This is a genomic window from Serratia sp. NA_112.1 (assembly GCF_052691715.1).
Window position 1 is genome coordinate 474,421 of sequence record NZ_JBQZFO010000002.1, and the last position, 20,575, is coordinate 494,995.

Sequence of the window (20,575 nt, forward strand, 5' to 3'; positions counted from 1 at the left end):
CTCCCTCATCAGTGATAGCCATGCTCATGGCTGACCTTGCCGCGGAACACGTAGTAACTCCAGAAGGTGTAAACCAAAATAATCGGGATGATAAACAGCGCGCCCACCAGCATAAAGCCAAGGCTTTGCGGCGGAGCGGCGGCGTCCCACAGGCTGATGGATGGCGGGATCAACAGTGGCCAGATGCTGATGCCCAATCCGCTCAGGCCGAGGAACACCAGCAGCAGGGTCAGCATAAACGGCGAATAGTGTGCACCGCGTGTTACCCCGCGCTGGATGCCCCAGGCGCTGAGCAGCACCAGTACCGGCACCGGCAGCAGTACGAACAGATTTGGCAGCGTAAACCAGCGGCCGGCGATCTCCGGGTGAGCGAACGGCGTCCAGATACTGACTGCCGCCAACACCAGCAGCAGCGTCGCTAGCAACGGCGTCACCAGCCGGTACATGCGCGCCTGCAGGTCACCGGCGGTTTTCATCACCAGCCAGGTGCAGCCGAGCAACGCATAGGTCACCACCAGCCCCAACCCGCAAAACAGCGCGAACGGGGTCAACCAGTCGAGAGTGCCACCGGCATAGCTGCGGCCATTGACCGGGAAACCGTTGATGATGGCACCCACCACCACCCCCTGGCTAAAGGTGGCGAAAATGGAGCCCCAGATAAACGCCTTGTCCCAAATGTGGCGTTTTTCTGCCGTGGCCTTAAAGCGAAATTCAAAGGCCACGCCGCGGAAAATCAGGCCAAACAACATCAGGGTAAGTGGAATGGCCAGCGCGTCGAGGATCACCGCGTAAGCCAATGGGAAGGCGCCAAATAGCGCCGCTCCCCCCAGTACCAGCCAGGTTTCATTGCCGTCCCACACCGGGGCGACAGTGTTCATCATCACATCACGGTCACCGCTGCCCTTAACCCAGGGGAACAGGATGCCGATCCCCAAATCAAAGCCGTCCATTACCACGTACATCATGGTGCTGAATACGATGATCACAAACCAAATCAGCGGAAGATCAATGCCCATGTTCAGCTCCTGTCATCCAGAGTTTCTTTCACCGCAGACAGCGGACGTGCCGGTCGGCCTTCGGTGTCATCTTCATGTATTTCATGCTGCTGCGGTCCTTTGCGGATCAGCCGCATCATGTAGGAGTAACCCACGCCGAACACCGAACAGTAGACGATGATAAACGCCAGCAGGCTGATGCTCATGTGCAGGTCTCCGTGTGCGGAGACCGCATCCCTGGTGCGCAGCAGGCCATAGACTACCCATGGCTGACGCCCAATCTCGGTAGTGAACCAACCCGCCAGCAGTGCCAGCAGCCCGGAAGGGCCCATCCACAAAATAAAGTAGAGGAATGGCCGGGACTGATACAGGCCACCACGCCAGCGCAGCCACAGGCTCCAGACCCCGGCGAGGATCATCAGCATGCCCAGCGCCACCATAATGCGGAACGACCAGAACACCACGGTGGAGTTCGGCCGATCCTCCGGTGGGAAGGATTTCAGCGCTGGTACCTGCTCGGTCAGGCTGTGGGTCAGGATCAGGCTGCCCAGGTAAGGTACCCCCAGCTTGAAGCGGGTTTCCTCACGTTCCATATCCGGCCAACCAAACAGGATCAGCGGAGTGGCTTCACCCGGCGGGTTTTCCCAGTGTCCTTCGATGGCGGCGATTTTCGCCGGCTGATATTTCAGCGTATTCAGGCCGTGCGCATCGCCGATCATCGCCTGTATCGGCGCGACAATCAGCGCCATCCACATTGCCATCGACAGCATTTTGCGCATCGCCGGAGTGTCGCGCCCGCGCAGCAAATGCCAAGCGGCGGAGGCACTGACAAAGAACGCAGAAGACAGGAAGGCGGCGGTGGACATATGCAACAGCCGGTACGGGAATGACGGGTTGAAAATCACTTTCAGCCAGTCGACCGGCACCACCTGGCCGTTGATGATTTCGTGGCCCTGTGGGGTCTGCATCCAGCTGTTGGAGGCCAGGATCCAGAAGGTGGAAATCAGCGTCCCCAGCGCCACCATGCAGGTAGCGAAGAAGTGCAGGCCAGGGCCGACACGGTTCCAGCCGAACAGCATCACCCCGAGGAAACCGGCCTCCAGGAAGAAGGCGGTCAGTACTTCGTAGGTCAGTAACGGGCCGGTAATGCTGCCGGCAAACTCGGAGAAGAAGCTCCAGTTGGTGCCGAACTGATAGGCCATCACCAGGCCGGACACCACGCCCATGCCGAAGTTGACGGCGAAAATTTTTGACCAGAAGTGATAGAGATCGCGGTAGGTTTCATTCCGCGTTTTCAGCCACAACCCTTCCAGCACCGCCAGGTAACTGGCCAGGCCAATGGTAATTGCAGGGAAAATGATATGGAAAGAAACGGTGAAGGCGAACTGTATTCTGGCAAGTTCCAGTGCATCAAGACCCAGCATGGCGCCTCCTTGGATTGTACATAAAATGGCCTCTTCAGTATGGCGGTAATTTTTGTATTGAAAGCTTGGCGTCAAGTTAAGCACGGAGTACATTAACTATAATAGTGACAGTTATTTAACTTTTTCATATAACAGTTAAGGCTTATGACCAGATACGAGCAGCTTGCACAACAGATTCGTGAACAGATCCAGAACCGGGTATGGCGGGCGGGGGACAAGCTGCCGTCGCTACGCGAGAGCGGCAAACGTGCCGGACTGAGCCTGATGACGGTGGTGCAGTCGTATCAATTGCTGGAGAGTCAGGGGTGGATCGTCGCACGGCCGCAATCCGGTTATTACGTGGCGGCGCGTCCGCAGCCATTGCCGCAGCCGGCACACGGCGCAAAGCTGTTGCTGAGTGAGCAGGTCGATATCAACACCTTTATTTTCGATGTGTTGCAGGCGTGCCAGGAGCCGGAGATTGTGCCCTTTGGTTCGGCGTTTCCCGACGCCACCTTATTTGCTCAATCCAAGCTGGCGCGGGCGCTGAGCAGTGTGGCACGCAAGTTTACGCCGCACAGCTCACTGGCCAATCTGCCGCCCGGCAATGAAGCACTGCGCCGCCACATCGCCCAGCGTTATGCGCTGAGCGGTATGCAGGTGGCACCGGACGAAATCGTGATTACCGCCGGGGCGATGGAATCATTGAGCCTCAGCCTGCAGGCGGTGACCCAGCCGGGGGACTACGTGGCGATTGAATCACCGGCGTTTTATGGTGCGTTGCAGGCGCTGGAGCGGCTGCGTTTGAAGGCGGTGGCGATTGCCACTCACCCACAGGACGGCATAGATCTGGATGCGCTCGAGCAGGCGCTGGAGCAGTACCCGATCAAGGCCTGCTGGCTGATGACCCACTTCCAGAACCCGCTGGGGGCCAGCCTGTCGGACGACAACAAGCAGCGGCTGGTGAGTTTGCTGCGTGAGAGGCAGATTTCCCTGATTGAGGACGACGTTTACGGCGAGCTGTATTTCAGTGCCGAGCGGCCGCAGCCGGCTAAGGCATGGGACAGCGGTGGGCAAGTCCTGCATTGTTCGTCGTTCTCCAAATGTCTGGCACCGGGGTTCCGCGTCGGTTGGGTGGCGGCGGGGCGCTACGCACAGCAGATCCAACGGCTGCAGTTGATGAGCACCGTCTCGACCAGCGTGCCGACCCAGTTGGCGATTGCCGACTATCTGCTGCACGGTGGCTATGATACTCACCTGCGGCGTCTGCGCCGCTTGCTGGCGCAGCGCCAAAGCATGATGCGCCAGGCGATCGCCCACCATTTCCCGCCTACCGTCAAAGTCAGCCAGCCGGACGGCGGCTACTTCCTGTGGCTGGAGCTGGATCCGGCTCTGTCGTCGATGGAACTCTACCAGCGAGCGCTGGCATTGGGAGTGAGTATCGCGCCGGGCCGCATGTTCACCACCGGCAACCATTTCAACCACTGCTTCCGTTTGAACGCCTCTTTTGACTGGAGCGACAAACACGAGGCGGCAATCAAAACCTTGGCCAAACTTATCCGTCAGCTCGAACCCGCAGGCTGAACACCCGGATCGGTTGGTATCGCAATAGAAAAACTCATATTGCTTTTTCCGGCAAAGGAATGCCGGTTTCGTTGTTAGACAGCCCTCCGGCTGCCCATTACTCTGCGATAAATTTTGTCACATTTTATCAACGGGTAGACAAGGGGCAGTGGGTGAGCAAAAAAAATAATATAAACAAACTGTTGCAAAAACGGCTGGTGCCTTTGGCGCTGGCTAGTGCGATAGGCATTTCATTGGGTGCGCAGGCGGAAGCGTTGACGGAAGGGATCACACCGGCCACCGATGCCAGCCTGGTACCGAACGCCGCCAAGATGCGTAAAGACACCGTAGTGGCCGGTATACTTGAACCACAGGGCAACTTTAACCCTTATCTGTTCACCAACGGCTGGGATGAGAACGTCACCGATGTGATTTTTACCCGGCTCATTGGCTTGGACAGTGCAGGTAAACCGGTGGCGCGATTGGCTGAATCCTGGCAGGTCAGCCCGGATAATCGCGTATATACCATCAAGCTACGCCCGAACCTGCTCTACAGCGACGGTTCGCCCATCAAAGCCGAAGACATCGCTTTTACGCTGACGCTTCTGCATGACCCGGCCTATGACGGTGAAACCGACATTACCCCGGCGCACATTCAGGGCGGTGCGGAATACAAAAACGGCACCGCACCCAGCGTCAGCGGGCTGAAGGTGATTGACGAGCGCACAATTGAGATCACCACCACCCAGCCGGGTGCGACCACGCTGCAACTGATCGGCGGGCCGGTGTTGTCGAAAGCCTATTACGGCAAGGATTATCAATGCGGCAAGTTGGAAAGCGTGCGCGCGTTGAATGGTAAGCCGTTGGGCAACGGCCCCTATATTTACGACAAATACATTCCGGGGCAGGAGATCCGCTTCCACGCCAACCCGAACTTCTATCTCGGCCAGCCTGCGGTGGCGCGCTTTATTTACCGCGTGACCAACCCGGCCACCAACTTCCAGCTGTTCCAAACCGGTGAAACCGACTACGACGCTTTTACCGCCAAGCCCGATGATATTGAGCAGTTGAAGCTGCTCGGCTTTGCCAATATCAACCTGTACAGCTCAAGCGACTACAGTCGTATCGATTTCAACTTTAAGCGGCCGGTGTTGCAGGATGCGCGTGTCCGTCAGGCCCTGATCTACGGCCTGGACCGCCAAAAGCTGATTACTGTGGTGTATCAGGGATACGGCACGGTGGCTAACCAGCCGATCTCACCCGTTTCTTGGGCTTATGATGCGAATGGTATCAATCCATACGCCTATGACGTCAATAAAGCGAAACAATTGCTCGAGCAGGCCGGGTGGAAACCGGGTGCAGACGGTATTCGCCAGAAAGACGGCAAGAAACTGGAACTGACGCTGCTGGTGACCAAAAAACTGCTTAACGATGCGCTGGTGCCGATCGCCAAAGACAACTATCGGCAGATAGGCGTGCTACTGAAGCCGCAGGTATTGGATTTCAATGCGTTGCTGGCACAGCGCAAGGCCGGGAATTATGACCTGGCGTCGCTCAGTACCAGTGGGTTGAATGACCCGCATGACGGGGTGCGCGATTTCATCAGTCAGGTGAGTGAAACCGGCTATCACAACCCGCAGGCAGACCAGCTGATCACTCAGGCTAACGCCACGCTGGATATCGGGCAGCGCAAACCGCTGTATCACCGGCTGTATCAGGTGCTGGCGGAAGACCCACCGGTGATCCTGCTGGGTAACCGGAAGATCCTCAGTGCCAGTAGCGCCCGCGTCACCGGCTTTAAACCGGATGTCTACAATGGCCTGACCGGCAGCCTGCCGGACGTCAAACTGGCTCAGTAACGGCAAGGTACCGCCGCGCTCCTCCGCGCGGCGGTAATGGAAAACACCATGAAAAATTTTATCCTGCGCCGCCTGCTACAAACCCTGCCGATGTTGCTGCTGGCATCACTGCTGATTTTCTTTATATTCGCGCTGACGCCCGGCGATTTTATTGACGGCAACATTAACCTGACGCCGCAGCGCGCCGCCGAATTACGCGGGCTGTACGGGCTGGACCAACCGCTGCTGATCCGCTATTGGCACTGGCTCGGCCAGTTACTGCAAGGCAACCTCGGCTATTCGCTGCAATACCAAATCCCGGTCAGTACCTTGTTGAACCAGTACATCTGGAACTCATTCCTGCTGGCTTCGGTCGCCCTGGTGTTGTACTGGGGGATTGCGCTGGCGGTGGGCGTGGCGTCGGCGATGAAACCCTATTCGCTGTTCGATCATCTGGTCACCGTGGCGGTGTTCGGCGCCATGTCATTTCCGACCTTTTTCCTCTGCCTGCTGTTGATTAAATGGTTCGCCGTTGATCTGCATTGGTTGCCGGCGGGCGGCATGCTGCGCACCGGCAGTGAGGCCACTGGACTGGCGTGGGTATTGGAAGTGGCGGCGCACCTGCTATTGCCGGTACTGGCGCTGGTGATGTTGCAGGCCGGCACCCTGACGCGCTATTTCCGCGCCAGCATGCTGGATGTGATCCGCATGGACTACATCCGCACCGCTCGCGCCAAAGGCCTGAAGGAGAAAACGGTGATCGTCAAACACGCGTTGCGTAATGCCTTGCTGCCGATCATCACACTGCTGGGATTTGAATTACCGGCGCTGTTTTCCGGCGCGCTGATCACCGAAAAAATCTTCAATTGGCCTGGCGCGGGGCACATCCACATCGACTCGCTGGCCGCCCGTGACTATCCGGTATTGATGGGTTTTACGCTGTTTCTGGCGGTGCTGACCATTTTGGGCAATCTGCTGGCGGACATTTTGTACGCCTATGCCGACCCACGAATTCGTTTGAGGTGAAGATGTTGGCAACGCTGTTTTTTGGACGCCGTCGCCGCTGGCGGCAGGCGCAACTTCCGGCGCTGGCGCAACTGTCGCCACCCCCGACCGCTCAGGCCTGGCAACGTCTGCGGCGTCACCGGCTGGCGATGGCCTCGATGCTGTTGCTGCTGATACTGGCGGTGCTGTGCATTTTCGGGCCGATGCTGTCGCCCTGGCTGGACGATGCCGGTGATGCGCTGAATATCAACCAGGCGCCTAATGCGGCACACTGGCTCGGCACCGATTTTCTCGGTCGCGATATTTATACTCGCCTGCTGCTTGCGGGGCGTATCTCTCTGACCATCGGCCTGGTGTCGATGCTGTTGTCCGTCACGCTTGGATACCTGCTGGGGGCGCTGTCCGGCTATCTGGGCGGTATGGTGGACAAGCTGATTATGCGCTTTGCCGATCTGTTGATGACCATCCCCAGCCTGCCGCTGCTGATCATTATGGGCGTGATGCTGTCTGAGCTGGACGTCTCGCCGGATTACCGTATCTACATGGTAATGATCATGCTCAGCCTGCTGGGCTGGCCTTCACTGGCGCGGCTGGTGCGCGGCCAGATCCTGTCGCTGCGCGAACGCGATTTTATGCTGGCGACCGAAGTGCTCGGGCTGTCCACCCGGCGGCGCTTGTTTGGCCATCTGTTGCCGAACACCATTCCCATCCTGGTGGTAGTGGCGACCATGGGCGTTGCCAACGCTATTCTCAGTGAGTCGGCGCTCAGCTACCTGGGGCTGGGTGTGGTACCGCCGACGCCGTCGTGGGGCAACATGATGGATGCCGCCAACAGTCTGATCGATTTTCAGCGTCGCCCCTGGCTGTGGATGCCGCCGGGCCTGGCGATTTTTATCACTGTAATGGCGATAAATATTCTGGGTGACGGCCTGCGGGACGCGCTCGATCCGAAAATGAACGGAGCAAGACCATGAGCAGACCCCTGCTGGCTTTTAATCAACTGTCGGTGACTTTCAATGGCGAACAGGGCCGGGTGCAGGCGGTGCAGCAACTGAGTTTTGAACTGCATGCCGGACAGACGCTGGGGGTGGTCGGCGAATCCGGCTGTGGTAAAAGCGTCACCGCCATGGCGCTGATGGGGCTGTTGCCGCAGCCGCTGGCGCAAATTGACGGCGGCGAAATCCATTTCGATGGGCAAGATTTATTGGAGCTGCGGCCGCAGCAGATGGCCGATCTGCGCGGTAATCGGTTGGCGATGATTTTCCAGGAGCCGATGAGCGCCCTGAACCCGGTGCTGACCATCGGCGAACAGCTGGTGGAACCGCTGACTCGTCATCGCGGCGCTTCGCCGAAGGCGGCCTGGCGCGAGGCGACGGCGCTGATTACCGAGGTCGGGCTGGCGCGTGCGGAGCAGTTGATGACCAGCTACCCGCACCAGCTTTCCGGCGGCATGCTGCAGCGCATTATGATCGCCATGGCCATCAGCTGCCGTCCGGCACTGTTGATTGCCGATGAGCCGACCACCGCGCTGGATGTCACCGTACAGGCGCAGATCCTGGCACTGCTGCGTGAACAGACCCGCAAAAATAATATGGCGATGATGCTGATCACCCACGACCTTGGCGTGATTGCCCAGATGGCCGACCGACTGGTGGTGATGTACGCCGGACGGATAGTGGAGCAGGGGGCAGCGCGAGAAGTGCTGGCTAACCCGCTGCATCCCTATACTCAGGGGCTGATGGCTTCGCGGCCGGTGGCCGGGGAGCGGCTGCGCAGGCTGTATTCGATCCCCGGCCAGGTTCCTGATTTGGCCAAACTGCCTGAGTATTGCGCCTTCGCCGATCGTTGCGCTCAGGCCAGTGCGCGCTGCCGCGACGGCATTCCACCCTTGTATGGCCCATTGCGGCGCCAGTCGGCCTGTTTTCTGAATGCGGGAGGGCGTGTTGATGTCGGCTGAGTGGTTAGTGGAAGTCAAAGGCTTGAAGAAGCATTTTCCGCTGCGGGAAGGCCTGTTCGGCCGCACTACCGGGCAGCTGCGGGCGGTGGATGACGTCAGTTTCGGCATTCGAAAAGGCACGATTTTCGGCCTGGTGGGCGAATCCGGCAGTGGGAAAACCACCGTGGGGCGCACGCTGCTTGGGCTGCATGACAAAACCGCCGGCGAGGTGCTGTTCAAGGGGCAGGCGCTGGATGCGCTCAGCCCACGACGGCTGCGTGAGATGCGTCCGAAGATGCAGTTGGTGTTTCAGGATCCCTACAGTTCGCTGAACCCGAGGATGCGCATTGGCGATGCGATTGGCGAAGCTCTGTTGCAACATGGGCTGGCGCAGAAAAACGAGCTGCGCGATCGGGTGATCGACACCATGGAGATCTGTGGGCTGTCGGCGCAGCACTATGGCCGTTTTCCGCATGAGTTTTCTGGTGGTCAGCGGCAGCGCATCGGTATTGCGCGCGCGCTGATCTTGCAGCCGGAGTTTATCGTCGCCGACGAGCCTATTTCGGCGCTCGACGTCTCAATCCAGGCGCAGATCATCAACCTGTTTTCCGATCTTCAGGAGCAGCAGGGGGTGACCTTTCTGTTTATTTCGCACGATCTCGGGGTAGTGGAGCACCTGTGTCAGGACGTGGCGGTGATGTACCTCGGCCAGATTGTCGAGAGCGCAGACCGCGACAGCCTGTTTGGTCAACCGCGCCATCCCTATACCCAGGCGTTGTTGGCGGCGGTGCCAAGTCTGGATCCGCAGCGCCAGCCGCAGGCGATGGCGCGGGGCGAATTGCCTAACCCGGCGCAACCGCCTCAGGGTTGTCGCTTTCACACCCGCTGTCCGCAGGCCAACGAACAGTGCCGGGAACAGGCCCCGGTATTACGTACGGTGGCCGCGGGGCATCGGGTGGCCTGCCATTACGTCGAGTGATCTAGGCCAGATAATGCTTGAGCGCTCGTCCGGCCTGATGGATGGCGGAATGCACCGCTGGCACATGGGCGATGGGGTTTAGCAGACCGTAATCGTGGATCAATCCATTGTAGCGAGTGGAAGTGACCTCTACCCCGGCGGCATTGAGCAGCCGGGCATAGGCTTCGCCCTCGTCACGCAGCACGTCCAGTTCAGCGGTCTGCACCAGTGCCGGCGGCAGGCCTTTTAGCTGCTCCAGCGTGGCATTGAGTGGTGAGGCGTAAATCTCCTTACGCTGCGCTTTATCGGTGGTGTAGTTGTCCCAGAACCACTTCATCATGTTGCGGGTCAGGAAGTGGCCTTCGGCAAACTGGTGATAAGAGCCGGTATCAAAGCTGGCGTGCGTTACCGGCCACAGCAGGATCTGCGTGCGCAGCGCCGGGGTGCCTTTTTCTTTGGCCATCAGGCTGACCACCGCCGCCATATTACCGCCGACGCTGTTGCCGACCACCGCCAGCCGTGAGCCGTCAACGTTGATTTTGTCGCCGTACTCGGCCACCCATTCGGTGGCGGCATAGGCCTGATTGATGGCGGTCGGGTAATGGGCCTCCGGTGACGGGGTATAGTTGACGAACACCGCTGCCGCCCCTGAACTGTAAACCAAATCACGCACCAGCCGCTCATGGGTAGGGAAGTCGCCCAGCACCCAGCCGCCGCCGTGGAAGAACATAAACACCGGCAGTGCTTCCTTGACCTTGGCCGGCCGCACAATGTGCAGCAGGATATCCTGCCCTTCGACATGAAGGGTTTTCTCGCTGATTTCGACCTCGCGCAGCGGCACTTCGACGCTACGCTGCGCGCCCTCCAGCACCTTGCGCGCCTCCTTCGGTTTCATTTGTTCCATCGGCTTGCCACCACCGGCATTCAACGCATCCAGAAAGGTGCGAATATCATGCTGTGCGGCCGGTTGGGTGGGATCTACAGTTTTCTTGGACATCATGGCTCCTCAAGCGTTTTTCGGTCGAGATCACAGTGTAGTTGAATGACTGCCGTTTGCTGGTTGTACAGCACGTTGAGAAAAGGCGTGCCACGCCACGCTTTCGGCCGTCTGAGTTTGACTTTTCTACGGGGCGAAGATACTTTTTAAGCACCAATGGAACACGTGTTCCATTGGTGCCGATCACCGGATAACCCGGTGCTTCTTTTGGGCGCTTAACGCCGTGCGGGAAACAGAACCCTATGATTGTGATTGCAAACTCTGAAGGACATCCGGGCATCGGTCTGTCGGCCAAACGGCTGCAGCAGGGGCACAATGGCCTGCGCGCCATCGTTGATGGCATCAAGCTGGTGGAGTTGGATCCGAGCGTGCGCACCGTGGGCTATGGCGGCTGGCCCAATGTGTTGGGTGAGATGGAACTGGATGCTTCGGTGATGGACGGCGACAGCTTGCGCACTGGTGCAGTAGGGGCATTGCAAGGCTATTTGCATCCGGTGGAGGTGGCGTACCGGGTGATGGAAGATCTTAACCACGAGATCCTGGTCGGAGCCGGGGCAGCGCGTTTTGCTGCCGAAATTGGCGCACTGGCCGGTGACAATCTGATTGCCGACTCCAAACGCGTCTGGTGGGAAAAGCTGGAGCAGGCGATGAGTGCCGAACAGCGTCGTGACTGGCCAAATATTCCGCTGGCCGGGCTGTCGAACAACGCCACCGATCCGGAGCGAGTGCGTGATACCACGGTGTTTTTAGCGCAGGATGGCGGGAGGAGCCTCAGTGCCGCTACTTCTACCTCGGGCTGGGCGTGGAAATACCCGGGAAGGTTGGGAGACAGCCCGATCATTGGCAGCGGCTCCTATGCCGACAGCCGCTATGGCGCCTGTGCCTGCACTCACACTGGGGAAATGACCATCCGCTGCGGTACCAGCCGCGCCGTGGTGTTATACATGAAGATGGGCATGACGCTGGATCAGGCGGTGTATGAAGCGATAGAGGATTTGAACTACCTGAAGGACGGTTATACCGAAGGGGTGACGATCCATGCCGTCGATAAGCAGGGCAACCACAAGGTGGTCAGCCTCAATTGCCCCGGCCCGATCCAATACTGGCTGTGGCAAACCGGCATGGCAGCACCGGAATTACGCGATGCCGAGATGATGACTACCCGCTGAAAGGTGGGGTTAGCAGGAGGCGCGCACCACCAGTTCGGTGGGAATGGTCACCTGTTGCGGCGCAGCCTTCGGGCTGCTGCTGCGTAGTTCGATCAGTTGCACAATGGCGGCGATCATCGCACTGATATCCCGCCGTACCGAGGTCAGTTGGTAGCTCGGCCAAGCGGCCATCGGGATATCGTCGAAGCCGTAGACCGCGACGTCCTGCGGGATGCGCAGCGAGGTATGCAAACGAATATAATCCATCACCCCCATCGCCATGGAATCTGCGGTGCAGAAGATCGCCTGTGGAGCCGGCTGTGCCGCCAGCAGCTGTGGCGCCAGTTTGAAACCGCTCAGATAGCTGTAATCCCCGCTGAGCTGGGCCACGATCTGCAATTGCTGCTGCGCCGCCTGGGCTAAAAAGGTCTGTTGGCGCAGTTGTTCTCCTTTGGCGCTGCTACGCCCGCCAAGCACTGCCACCCGTTGTTGACCCTTTTGCGCCATCAGTGCCGCCAATTGTTGCAGGCTGGGGGCCTCATCGGCGTTGAGCGCATCGCACAGGGCATCGGCCGCCAGGCCGTTGAGCATAATCGGCGTGGCGACGCGAAACAGATCCTTGGCGGCGCGTGCGCTGATATGGTCGGCGAACACCACGGCAGAATCCACGTGATAGGAAATGGTTTGCTTCAGGTAACCGGCCGGATCTTCGATGCCTTCCAGCCGAATCATCACCGCCTGCCGGTTGCTGTTTTGCAACTGCTCCACTAAACGGTCGAAAAACTCCAGGTCGGACAGGTCATGAAAGTGGTTTACCACCACCGCGACAAAGCCGGTTTTGCCGGTGTGCAGGCTCTGGGCGATGGCATCCGGGGCATAGCCCAATTGGCTGGCGACACGCATTACCAGTTCGCGGTTTTTCTGCGATACCCGGCCCTGATTGGAAAAGGCGCGGGAAACCACGGTGCGTGAAACGCCAGCCACGCGGGCGACATCGTGAGAGGTGACTTTTTTAATCGGCATGGTGCGCATACTCAAGGGTAAACAGGGCGCTGCGGTAGGGTCGCGCAGCGGACATAGGGTCTCACAGAATACCGCTCGGTAATACAGTTTCCCCCTGCGTAGCCAGCCGTTCGCCGGTTTGTGAGTCAAAAAAGTGCAGCGCGCTGGTATCCAGCGTCACCGCCAGCGGTTGCCCTTGAGATTGCTGCAACGGGGAATGCTGTTTCACGATGTATTGCGCGCCGTTGTCGCCCTGCACGAACAGATTGCTTTCTGCCCCCAGATTTTCACTGTATACCAGCGTCCCGGTCAGATGCGGTTCTGCCAGAGGTTCGCTGATACGACAGGCTTCCGGACGACAGCCCAGCGTCAGCCAGGCTCCCTGTTGCTGAGTCAACGCTGGGAAATCGGCGGCGGCCAGCGGCAGCACCAGGCCCGAATCGCCTTGCAGCATAATCCTTCTCCCCTGAACCTGTACCTGCACTTCAAACAGATTCATCTGCGGTGAGCCGATAAACTCGGCGACAAAACGATTAACCGGACGGTGGTAGAGATCCAGCGGCGTGCCGATTTGCTGGACTTTGCCCTGGTTCATGATCACCACTTTGTCCGCCATGGTCATTGCCTCCACCTGATCGTGGGTGACGTAGATAATGGTGGCACCAATAGCCTTGTGCAGCGCCGACAGTTCCTGACGCATGCGGTTGCGCAGTTTGGCATCGAGGTTGGACAGCGGTTCATCAAACAGGAATACCTTCGGCCGTCGGACTATCGCCCGGCCGAGCGCCACCCGTTGGCGTTGGCCACCGGAAAGCTGACCGGGTTTGACCTGCAGAAATTCGCTCAGGTGCAGCATTTCGGCGACGGCGGCAATCTGGCCGGCGATCTCCGTTTTGCTCATGCCTTTGATTTTCAGCGACAGCGCCATATTGTCGTACACCGTCATGTGCGGATACAGCGCATAACTCTGGAACACCATGGCGATATCACGGTATTTCGGCAGCACTTCGTTCATGCGTTCGCCGTCGATGCGCAATTCGCCGGAGGACAGGGTTTCCAGCCCGGCGATCATCCGCAGGGTGGTGGACTTGCCGCAGCCCGATGGGCCGAGCAGCACCACAAATTCGCCTTTTTCCACCTGCAGATTCACGTTGCTGGCGGCCTGATAGCCGTTGTCATAACGTTTGTTGATATCAAGCAATTCTACGTAAGCCATCAGTGCTCCGTTTCGGCAAGCAGGGAACTCAGCCGCGCCAGCAGCAGCACGCCGAATGAGGACGCGCCGTTGGCATACAGCTTGCGGTGCGGCATATCGGTCGACATGGCGGCGATGTCCAGATGCGCCCAGCGTTGGCCCGGTTGTACGAACTCGCTGATAAAGGTCGCCGCCACGCACGGGCTGCCGTGCGGATCTTCACCGCCGTGGCGGTAGTCGGCAAATTCAGACTTCAGCACGCCGCGATACCAGCCGCCGTGCGGCATCGGCCACACCGGTTCTGCGCTGATCTGGCCCGCCTGGGTGACCTGCGCCAGAAATGCCGGGTCGTTGCCCATCATGGCGGCATATTCCTTGCCCAGTGCCACGCCGGCGCCGCCGGTCAGGGTGGCGATATCCAGCAGATAATCCGGCTGGAAGCGTTGCTGGGCATAGCTGATCACGTCCGCCAGCACCATGCGGCCCTCGGCGTCGGTGGAAATGATCTCCACCGATTTGCCGTTGTGCATAGTGACAACGTCACCAGGGCGCTGGGCGCGGGAGGAGGGCATGTTTTCCACCAGCCCGCATAGGCCAATGACGCGGATCGGCAGTTGCAGCGCGTCGATAATGCGCATTGCGCCCACCACCGCGGCGGCACCGCCCATATCGAACTTCATGGTGCTCATGCGTGCCGCGCCTTTGATGCTGATGCCGCCGCTGTCGAAGGTGACGCCTTTGCCGACCAGCGCCAGCGTATGGCGGGCGTTGGCCGGATGGTGATCGAGGAGCAGCAACTGCGACGCACGGGCGCTGCCCTGGCCAACCCCGAGCAGGCCGCCAAAGCCCAACGCCGCCATTTGTTCATCCCCCAATACCTCTTGGCGCAGATGGCGGAAGGGTAACTGTGCTACCGCTTCAACAAAGCTTTCCGGGTAGAGAATGTTGGCCGGTTTATTCATCAGTTCGCGACCGGCGATCACGCCCTCGGCGTGCAGGTTAGCCCAGTCACACAGAGCCTGGGTGGCCGCGTCTCGGCTGTTCAGTGGCAGCGTGGGATCGGCAAGCCGGGCGTTGGTGTGATGTTGATAATGATAGGCGCCCAGGCGCAGGCCGAACAGTAACCAGCGCCAGTTCTCGGCATCCGTCGGCAACTCTGGGGCCAACGTCAGGCGCAGTTGTTGCAGCCCGTAGTCTTTTTGCCCGGCTGCGATCGTCGCCCCGGCATCCTGCAGTGCGGCAGGGGTCAGCGGCGTGCCGATGTTGAGCGCAAAACGGCCGTCACCCAGTGGATAAAGCGTGCTTACCCCTGCCCGTTGCAGACCGGCATTTTGCAAGGTGGCAGGCAGTTGGTCTTCTGCGGCAGCAAACAGGATCACTTGTTGACGCTCGCTCGCGCCGTTAACGCGGTAAATATCGATTGATTGCATAAGTTACCCTTTGACCGCCCCACGGGTGAGGCTCTCCATCATTTGTTTGGACGAGAAGATAAAGGCGATCAGCAGCGGTACGATCGCCAGGAAGCTGCCGGTCATCACCAGGTTCCACGGCGTGGCAGTGGCACCGCTCAGGCTGCGCAACACCAACTGAAGAATTTGTTTGTCCGGCGACTGCAACGCCACCAGCGGCAGCATAAAGTTGTTCCAGGTATCGACCACCACTACGATCGCCACCGTCAGCAGCGCCGGGCGCATCAGCGGCAGGCCGATACGCAGGAATATTTGCAGTTCGTTCAGGCCATCCATACGCGCACTGTCGAGAATTTCACTGGGCAGCGAGGAACTGACGTACTGACGTACCAGGAAAATGCCGAAGATGTTGACCCCGGCGGGCAGCCAGACGGCGGCGAACTGATCCAGCAGGCCGACGCTTTTGATCACGAAGAAATAGGGCACCAGGTTGACCACGCTGGGCACCATCATGGTCAGCATCAGGGTGGTGAACAGCACCTTTTTGCCCTTGAACTGATAAACGCTGAAGGCGTAGCCCGCAGCGGCGGACACCAGCACGCTGGTCAGCGTCGCCATGGCGGTGACATACAGGGTATTGAGCAGCGCGCGGGTGAAAGGTACCTGCTGTTCCAGCCCTTGGTAGTTTTCCAGCAGATGGCTGCCAAAGCGCAGCGACATGCCCATGATGCTGCGGGTATCCTGCGTCGCCAGCAAGGCCGACCAATAGAACGGGAATAATGACAGCGAAGCAAACAGTGAGACCAGCAGGTAAATCACCAGCTTGCCGGTGTCAAAACGGCGGCCGTTAGCGGTCATCGTTCAATCCTCCACGCTTGCCAAAGCCCCAGAACACCAGGGCGCTGACCACGGCAATCAACAGGAACAGGATCCAGGAGATCGCCGAAGCGGTACCCATGTCCAGATAGGACCAACCGGTTTTGTACACGTACATCGATACCGTCAGGCCGCTGTTGTCGACCCCGCCGGTGCCTTGCGTCAGGATCATCGGTTCATTGAACAATTGCATATTGCCAATCAGCGTCATCAAGGTGGCGAAGAAGATAAAGGGTGCCAACAGCGGCAGGGCGATATAGCGAAATTTTTGCCAGCGGCCGGCGCCGTCCAGCTCTATCGCTTCGTACAGGTCCGGTGAGATCGACGCCAGGCCGGTCATGTAGATCACCGCATTGATGCCGGTAAACTTCCAGGTCACCTGATTGGCGATGGTGAAGCGGATCCAGTCACTGTCAAAGAAGTTGATCGGCAAGGCAGCCGCCAGCGCACCGAGGTGCAGTCGGGTGGCTAACCCGCTGAGCAGTTCGTTAACCATGCCGACCGGGGAGAACAGGTTGAACACAATCAGGCTGACGGCGACGGAAGAGGTAATGTAGGGCAGGAAGATCGCCGCCTTCAAAAAGCGTCTGCCGCGCATGATGATGTGCAGCAATGAGTAGGCCAGGGTGATGGCGAACAGGTGCTGGCAGAGGCCGGACACCAGCGTAATTTTGATGGTGTTGACCAGCGATACCCAGAAGGCATCGTCGGTGAAGGCATAGTAAAAGTTGTCCAGCCCGACAAACTTCATCGAGCTGAGGCCTTTGACCGGGTTCCACGACTGAAATGACAGAAACGCCGAGAAAAAGATCGGGAAGGCGTTGAACACCGCGAACAGCAGCATAAATGGCAGCAGCAGCAGGTAGGCAGTGCGGTGATCGTGCAGTAGCCCTTTGAAAAATCGCTTACGCATAGACTCCCCGAACCGACGGAAAACATAAAGTCGGCGGCCGACTGACCGCCGTATCTGATGATTACAAAGCGCGCATCCGCCGCTCGAGCAGCTTGTTGGCATCGCGCAGGGTGCTGTCGATGTCCTGATGCTGCACCAGAATTTTCTTCGCCGCTTCGTTAAGAATTTCGTTGGCGATATTGTCTTCCGGTGATGAGGCGACCGGTTTCAAATCCGGCACCAGGCTGGCGTAGTAGCGCATCGAATGCTGACCGCCGAGAATGCTGCTCGGTGTGTCAAAGTAGGGCGCGTTATACACGTCGAGGCGGGCAGGTAAGGTGCCGGCGGTTTTCGCCGCGTCTATCACTACGTCACGCTGCATAAAGTATTGAATGAACTGCCAGGCCGCCTGGGCGTTTTTGCTCTGTTTCGGGATCACCAGCGTGGTGCCGCCGGCATTGACCTTGATATTGCCCGGCACGCCGGTTACGCGCCACAGCCCGGCTTTGGCACCGTCCGGATCCAGTTCCTGCTCGATGCGGCCTTCGTCCCAGGGGCCGTCGATATCGGCGAACAGTTTCCCCTGGCGGTACAGTTTGATGTATTCCTGCGAGTTGGTTGAACCGTCGAGCGAGGCCGCCAGCCCTTTGTCATACAGCGTTTTAATCACCGTCATCAGCTGTTTGATTTGCGGCGAATCAAGATTGGGTTTGCCGTCTTTGGTGTAGACCGGCTTGCCCGGTTCACTGTTCATGCCGACCACCAGCGGGTTGATCAGGCTGGTAGCGGCTGGGAGCAGGTAGGCGCCTTGCTCTTTTTTCAATTTTTCACCGAAGGCGATAAAGCTGTCCCAGCTTTTGGTGATGTCTTCAATCTTCACGCCGGCTTTGTGCACCATGTCGTTACGGTAGATCATGATCACCGGGCCGGTGTCGTAGGGCACACCATAGATGTTGCCATCGTTGCCCTTTGCCAGGCTGATCATCGAAGGATCAAACTGCCAACCCTGACTATCGATGCTGAATGGCGGGGCGCTCAGGTTGTTCAGGCCACCGGAGTTGGCAAAACTGCCCAGCTTGATGGTACTGACGCTGAAAATATCGGCGGCGCCCTGGCCGACGGCCAGCGCGGTCGTCAGCTTTTGATGGCAGTCGGCGAAGCCGCATTTGATCGACTGCACCTGGATATCCGGATGTGCCGTCTCAAAGTCTTTAATCACCTTGTTGATGTAATCATTCGGCAAATAGTTGGCGAAGGTAATGCTGGTGTTGGCGCTGGCGGAAATGGGCTGGGCCAGCAGCACGGCCAGTGCGGCCCCGGTGATCCTATGGTTAGTACGCAAGCAGAAATGAGCCATGATAACTCCGATGCTGTGCAGTCGATGCGGTGTGTGTTTTTTCATCATGGAACACGTGTTCCATTGAAATTAACCTATTATCGCGTTCCCAGACTGTCAACAATTTGTTCGGTAAGTTAACAAATATGAGATCTGGCGCGGAAGTTGCCCATAGATACGCCCGATGATGGTTCACACCCCGCCACGCAGAGCCTGATCTGACGCGGGTTTGCCCGTGTTTGGTGCGTTTTTTGCACCGAAGTGGCGCGAAAGTGTGATCGGGCGCAGATCGGGCCAAATTATTTTTGCGAGCGCGATCAGAATTATTGAAGTTTTTTGTAATTGAATAGGATTTCGCGGCCAATGATGATTTTTGGCCTTATTTTTCCAATTATTCATTACCAATGCATATTTATTGAATAAGTATGCATTGTAACCCGTTGTTTTAGCGTAAAAAAACGAAAAATCCACCAAAAATCCCAGTTTGGCACGATAGCTGCTCTACACTCTTTATCAAACGGCATGTATTTTAACTGCTCGTTAACATTTATTCCCCGTTCCAGGAGCCGATACCCGGCATAAATAGCGAAAAACGCGTTTGATGTAACAGATTTGTTTCTGAATAGGCGGTGAAAGGCAGAGTTATCACCGGTCGAAAAGTCGAACTTGTGGCGCAGTTTTTGTTGTTTTGTTGCGGAACATCCGGGCTGGAGCGGCCCTTACAGTCAAAATTCAGTCTTTGCTGAGGTTATGAGGTCATTATGGAACAGCCAATCGCAGTTACCCGCCAGTCTTTCGATGACTGGATGGTTCCGGTTTACGCCCCCGCTGATTTTATTCTGGTACGGGGAGAAGGTTCGCAGGTCTGGGATCAACAGGGTAAGTCTTACATCGATTTTGCCGGCGGCATCGCGGTCAACGCGTTGGGCCATGCTCACCCGGTGGTGACGGCAGCATTGGTGGAGCAGGCGGGCAAACTGTGGCATTTGGGCAACGGCTACACCAACGAGCCAGTGCTGCGTTTGGCCAAACAGTTGATTGACGCCACCTTTGCCGACAAGGTGTTTTTCTGTAACTCCGGGGCGGAAGCCAACGAAGCGGCACTGAAGCTGGCACGTAAACGTGCGCTGGACCAGGGCAACAGCAGCAAGAATCAGATTGTGGCATTTAACAACGCCTTCCACGGCCGCACGCTGTTTACCGTCTCTGCCGGTGGCCAGCCGAAATATTCCAAAGACTTTGCTCCATTGCCGGGCGGCATCACCCACACGCCGTTTAACGATCTGGCGGCCGCCGCTGAAGTGATAGGCGATCACACCTGCGCGGTGATCGTCGAGCCGATTCAGGGTGAAGGCGGTGTGTTGCCGGCCGATCCAGCCTTCCTGCAGGGGCTGCGCGAGCTGTGCGACCGTCACGACGCGGTGCTGATTTTCGATGAAGTGCAAACCGGCATGGGCCGTACCGGCGAGCTGTACGCCTATACTCAATACGGCGTGGTGCCGGACGTGCTGACTACGGCGAAGGCGCTGGGTTGCGGCTTCCCTATCGGCGCGATGCTGACCACGGACGAACTGGCTAAAACTCTGGGCGTCGGTACCCATGGCACCACCTACGGCGGCAACCCGCTGGCGACGGCGGTAGCGGGGGCGGTGTTCTCAATCATCAACACGCCGGAGGTGCTGGATGGGGTTAAGCAACGCCACCAGTGGTTCCTTGATGGCCTGAACAAGATTAACCAGCAATACCCGATTTTCTCTGAAATACGCGGTGGCGGCCTGTTGATTGGCTGCCAGTTGACCCAGGATTATGCCGGCAAAGCGAAACAGATCACCCAACTGGCCAACGAAGAGGGTGTGATTGCCCTGATCGCCGGCCCGGATGTGGTGCGTTTCACTCCTTCGCTGATCATTCCTGAGCAGGATGTGAAAGAGGGGCTGGCGCGATTCGCGCGAGCCGTGGCACGGATTTGCAGCTAACACACGGGCTGCGCCAACACCTGCGCAGCCTGATTAAGAAGAGGTT

18 protein-coding genes are annotated in these 20,575 nt (G+C 58.3%); 8 read left to right on the forward strand and 10 right to left on the reverse strand.

The genetic code is table 11. The features are described from left to right. Nucleotides 1-8 precede the first annotated feature (8 nt). A complete protein-coding gene (cydB, locus tag ACUTQ5_RS06560; protein WP_445650584.1) occupies nucleotides 9-1,016 on the reverse strand; it encodes a cytochrome d ubiquinol oxidase subunit II in 1,008 nt (335 codons plus the stop codon). A gap of 2 nt (nucleotides 1,017-1,018) precedes the next feature. After that, nucleotides 1,019-2,419: a cytochrome ubiquinol oxidase subunit I gene (locus ACUTQ5_RS06565; protein ID WP_445650585.1), complete on the reverse strand. Its 1,401-nt coding sequence runs from the start codon at nucleotides 2,417-2,419 to the stop codon at nucleotides 1,019-1,021. Nucleotides 2,420-2,563: 144 nt separating this feature from the next. Here ACUTQ5_RS06565 and ACUTQ5_RS06570 point away from each other — a divergent pair, with 144 nt between their 5' ends. The 6 genes from ACUTQ5_RS06570 to ACUTQ5_RS06595 all read left to right on the forward strand — a co-directional run bounded on the left by ACUTQ5_RS06570 (nucleotide 2,564) and on the right by ACUTQ5_RS06595 (nucleotide 9,719). Beyond that, complete coding sequence (locus ACUTQ5_RS06570; protein WP_445650586.1) at nucleotides 2,564-3,982, forward strand: aminotransferase-like domain-containing protein; 1,419 nt, start codon at nucleotides 2,564-2,566, stop codon at nucleotides 3,980-3,982. A gap of 182 nt (nucleotides 3,983-4,164) precedes the next feature. Then, nucleotides 4,165-5,820 carry an ABC transporter substrate-binding protein gene (locus ACUTQ5_RS06575; RefSeq protein WP_445650744.1) on the forward strand — a complete coding sequence of 552 codons (1,656 nt, stop codon included), beginning with the start codon at nucleotides 4,165-4,167 and terminating at the stop codon, nucleotides 5,818-5,820. Between the two features lie 48 nt (nucleotides 5,821-5,868). Then, a complete protein-coding gene (locus ACUTQ5_RS06580; RefSeq protein ID WP_445650587.1) occupies nucleotides 5,869-6,825 on the forward strand; it encodes an ABC transporter permease in 957 nt (318 codons plus the stop codon). 2 nt (nucleotides 6,826-6,827) lie between these two features. Beyond that, on the forward strand, nucleotides 6,828-7,778 hold the full coding sequence (gene opp4C, locus ACUTQ5_RS06585; protein ID WP_445650588.1) for an oligopeptide ABC transporter permease: 951 nt from the start codon (nucleotides 6,828-6,830) through the stop codon (nucleotides 7,776-7,778). Next, complete coding sequence (locus ACUTQ5_RS06590) at nucleotides 7,775-8,761, forward strand: ABC transporter ATP-binding protein (protein WP_445650589.1); 987 nt, start codon at nucleotides 7,775-7,777, stop codon at nucleotides 8,759-8,761. The genes opp4C and ACUTQ5_RS06590 overlap by 4 nt, the downstream gene beginning before the upstream one ends. Then, nucleotides 8,751-9,719 carry an ABC transporter ATP-binding protein gene (locus ACUTQ5_RS06595; RefSeq protein ID WP_445650590.1) on the forward strand — a complete coding sequence of 323 codons (969 nt, stop codon included), beginning with the start codon at nucleotides 8,751-8,753 and terminating at the stop codon, nucleotides 9,717-9,719. The genes ACUTQ5_RS06590 and ACUTQ5_RS06595 overlap by 11 nt, the downstream gene beginning before the upstream one ends. Before the next feature lies 1 nt (nucleotide 9,720). Here the strand turns inward: ACUTQ5_RS06595 and ACUTQ5_RS06600 are convergent, their stop codons facing one another. After that, the gene (locus ACUTQ5_RS06600) at nucleotides 9,721-10,695 is read right to left on the reverse strand and encodes an alpha/beta hydrolase (protein WP_445650591.1); all 975 of its coding nucleotides are present in this window, start codon (nucleotides 10,693-10,695) and stop codon (nucleotides 9,721-9,723) included. 242 nt (nucleotides 10,696-10,937) lie between these two features. Between ACUTQ5_RS06600 and ACUTQ5_RS06605 the strand changes: the two genes are divergently transcribed. Beyond that, nucleotides 10,938-11,864 (forward strand): N(4)-(beta-N-acetylglucosaminyl)-L-asparaginase, encoded by a 927-nt coding sequence (locus ACUTQ5_RS06605; RefSeq protein ID WP_445650592.1) that lies wholly within the window; start codon nucleotides 10,938-10,940, stop codon nucleotides 11,862-11,864. A gap of 9 nt (nucleotides 11,865-11,873) precedes the next feature. Here the strand turns inward: ACUTQ5_RS06605 and ACUTQ5_RS06610 are convergent, their stop codons facing one another. The 7 genes from ACUTQ5_RS06610 to ACUTQ5_RS06640 all read right to left on the reverse strand — a co-directional run bounded on the left by ACUTQ5_RS06610 (nucleotide 11,874) and on the right by ACUTQ5_RS06640 (nucleotide 19,024). Beyond that, nucleotides 11,874-12,866: a LacI family DNA-binding transcriptional regulator gene (locus ACUTQ5_RS06610; protein WP_445650593.1), complete on the reverse strand. Its 993-nt coding sequence runs from the start codon at nucleotides 12,864-12,866 to the stop codon at nucleotides 11,874-11,876. A gap of 61 nt (nucleotides 12,867-12,927) precedes the next feature. Continuing rightward, the gene (locus ACUTQ5_RS06615) at nucleotides 12,928-14,061 is read right to left on the reverse strand and encodes an ABC transporter ATP-binding protein (RefSeq protein ID WP_445650594.1); all 1,134 of its coding nucleotides are present in this window, start codon (nucleotides 14,059-14,061) and stop codon (nucleotides 12,928-12,930) included. Further along, a complete protein-coding gene (locus tag ACUTQ5_RS06620; RefSeq protein ID WP_445650595.1) occupies nucleotides 14,061-15,470 on the reverse strand; it encodes a leucyl aminopeptidase family protein in 1,410 nt (469 codons plus the stop codon). The genes ACUTQ5_RS06615 and ACUTQ5_RS06620 overlap by 1 nt, the downstream gene beginning before the upstream one ends. Nucleotides 15,471-15,473: 3 nt before the next feature. After that, entirely contained in the window at nucleotides 15,474-16,307 is an 834-nt protein-coding gene (locus ACUTQ5_RS06625) for a carbohydrate ABC transporter permease (RefSeq protein ID WP_445650596.1), read from the reverse strand. Continuing rightward, the gene (locus tag ACUTQ5_RS06630) at nucleotides 16,297-17,238 is read right to left on the reverse strand and encodes a carbohydrate ABC transporter permease (protein ID WP_445650597.1); all 942 of its coding nucleotides are present in this window, start codon (nucleotides 17,236-17,238) and stop codon (nucleotides 16,297-16,299) included. The genes ACUTQ5_RS06625 and ACUTQ5_RS06630 overlap by 11 nt, the downstream gene beginning before the upstream one ends. Nucleotides 17,239-17,299: 61 nt before the next feature. Then, nucleotides 17,300-18,574 (reverse strand): ABC transporter substrate-binding protein, encoded by a 1,275-nt coding sequence (locus ACUTQ5_RS06635; protein WP_445650598.1) that lies wholly within the window; start codon nucleotides 18,572-18,574, stop codon nucleotides 17,300-17,302. Nucleotides 18,575-18,745: 171 nt separating this feature from the next. Next, the gene (locus ACUTQ5_RS06640) at nucleotides 18,746-19,024 is read right to left on the reverse strand and encodes a hypothetical protein (protein WP_445650599.1); all 279 of its coding nucleotides are present in this window, start codon (nucleotides 19,022-19,024) and stop codon (nucleotides 18,746-18,748) included. A 290-nt stretch (nucleotides 19,025-19,314) separates the two neighbouring features. Between ACUTQ5_RS06640 and ACUTQ5_RS06645 the strand changes: the two genes are divergently transcribed. Continuing rightward, complete coding sequence (locus ACUTQ5_RS06645) at nucleotides 19,315-20,529, forward strand: aspartate aminotransferase family protein (RefSeq protein ID WP_261094571.1); 1,215 nt, start codon at nucleotides 19,315-19,317, stop codon at nucleotides 20,527-20,529. The last annotated feature ends 46 nt before the right edge of the window (nucleotides 20,530-20,575 follow it).